The organism is Mycobacterium sp. GA-1841 (assembly GCF_001954135.1).
Taxonomy (GTDB): Bacteria; Actinomycetota; Actinomycetes; order Mycobacteriales; family Mycobacteriaceae; genus Mycobacterium.
This window is the reverse complement of sequence record NZ_MBEQ01000030.1, coordinates 1-1,506: the sequence shown is the minus strand read 5'-3', so window position 1 is coordinate 1,506 and position 1,506 is coordinate 1. Positions and strand designations below refer to the sequence as shown.

1 protein-coding gene is annotated in these 1,506 nt (G+C 67.7%); it reads left to right on the top strand.

What is annotated here, in order from left to right; translation table 11 throughout:
* Positions 1-14: 14 nt before the first annotated feature.
* The coding region (locus A5740_RS09105) for an HNH endonuclease signature motif containing protein (RefSeq protein ID WP_139335026.1) at positions 15-1,506 on the top strand (1,492 nt) is incomplete at its 3' end.

The window sequence follows — 1,506 nt, the reverse complement described above, 5'->3', positions numbered from 1 at the left end:
TTGTCGGTGGTCGAATGTATGTTCGAATCATGCAGGCAGGTGCGGTTGAGGCGGTGGCGGCGTTACGGTCCGCCTACGACGCGTTAGCGGCCTGCGATGTGGAGTCGTTGACCCACACCGAACTGTTCGCGGTACTCGACGAATACGAAACCCTGCGCTGCCAGATGCCCACGATCTGGCATCGGATGCTGGCCGCGCTGCAGGCCGAAACCACCCCCAAAGCGCTGGGCGCCAAATCCTGGAACGAAGTACTGCGCGTGCGCTGGCGGCTGTCGGCCGCGGAGGCCGGGCGCCGTCTGGCCGAGGTGGCTGCGCTGGGCCCCCGGCGCACGCTGACCGGCCAACCCCTCCCCCCGATCCTGCCGGCGGTGGCCGCCGCCCAAACCGCCGGTCTACTCACCCCCGACCACGTCTCCGTGCTGCGCGACGCGATCCACCGGCTGCCCGGCTTCATCGACCAGACCACCCGCGAACAATTCGAACTCGACCTGGTCCGCGTCGCCGTCGGCGTGGGGCCCAAAGAACTCAAAGAAACCGCCGACCTACGGCTGTTCCTGCTCGATCAGGACGGACCCGAACCCGACGACACCGAACGCCAACGCCGACGCGGTGTCCATGTCTGCGCGCAGGGCGCCGATGCCATGACAACGTTGACCGGCAACCTCACCCCCGAAGCCGCCGCGGTGTGGAAGGTGCTGCTCGCAAAATTCGCCGCCCCCGGCATGTGCAACCCCGACGACGAGCAGCCCTGCACCACCGCCACCCCCACCCAAGCCCAGATCGACAACGACCACCGCAGCCTGACCCAACGCCAACACGACGCACTGCTGGTCATCGGACGCATCGCCTTGATGAGCGACCTCGGTCAACTCAACGGGCTACCGGTCTCGGTGATCATCCGCACCACCCTGCACGATTTGGAATCGCGCGCCGGGATCGGCCTCAGCGGTGACGGCACCAAAATCCCCATCAAAGACGTCATCCGCATGGGCAGCCACGCCAACCACCACCTGGCGGTGTTCGACCGGGCCACCGGGGCAGCACTGGCCTACTTCCGGGCCCGACGCACCGCCAGCCCCGCCCAACGCTTCATGCTCATCGCCCGCGACGGCGGCTGCACCAAACCCGGCTGCACCACCGGCCCCTACGGCTGCCAAGCCCACCACGCCCGCAAAGACTGGGCCGAAGGCGGGCACACCAACGTCGACGACATGGCGCTGGCCTGCGGCCCCCACAACCGCCTCGTCAACACCGACGCCGACGACGGCGGCTACACCACCACCATCAACCCCACCGGCGACGTCGAATGGCACCCACCACCAGCCCTCGACCACGGCCAACACCGCATCAACTACCACCACCGCCCCGAACTACTGCTCATCCCACCCGCGGATGCACCCGAGCCCGAAACCCAGCCCGAGCCCGAGGCAGACCTGACCCCGGGCCCCGAACCAGAACCAGAACCAGAACCAGGGTTCGTCCCGAACAGGAACCAGAGCCGGACCT